The following is a 430-nucleotide window of genomic DNA, read 5'->3' as shown; positions in this document are numbered from 1 at the left end:
CGATCATGGTTTCGCAATCCTTGATGTCGCGAAACCCGACCACACCTTCCTTATCAGCGCCCGGTATAGGCAGGATGAATGGCAGGGAGCCTGTCGCGATAATCAATCTGTCATAATTCACCGTACGTCCCTTATCTGACTGGACGATTTTTGCTTTTGTATCTATGTTCGTTACTGCTTCGCCTGTGTATAGTTGGATATTGTTGCTATGGTACCAGTCCCAATCATTCATGATAATTTCGCTGATCGTCGTATCTCCCTGCAATACGGTTGATAACTGGATGCGGTTATAATTCGGATGCGGTTCTTTCCCGAAAATCGTAATTTCAAATGCTTCCTGATTTATTTTTAGAATCTCTTCAATTGTACGAACACCAGCCATGCCGTTCCCGATCATGACTAATTTTTGCTTTTCCATAAAGATCCCCCC

General features: G+C 44.0%; 1 protein-coding gene. It reads right to left on the bottom strand.

All coding sequences use genetic code 11. The features are described 5' to 3' along the window. Nucleotides 1–418, bottom strand: a 418-nt coding sequence (locus AC2JF9_RS09570; RefSeq protein WP_500727318.1) for an FAD-dependent oxidoreductase, incomplete at its 3' end; no start/stop codon positions are given. Nucleotides 419–430: the final 12 nt, after the last annotated feature.

The sequence above is a fragment of the Lactobacillus sp. C449L genome, from assembly GCF_059900815.1.
This window is presented reverse-complemented; position numbering and strand designations above follow the sequence as displayed.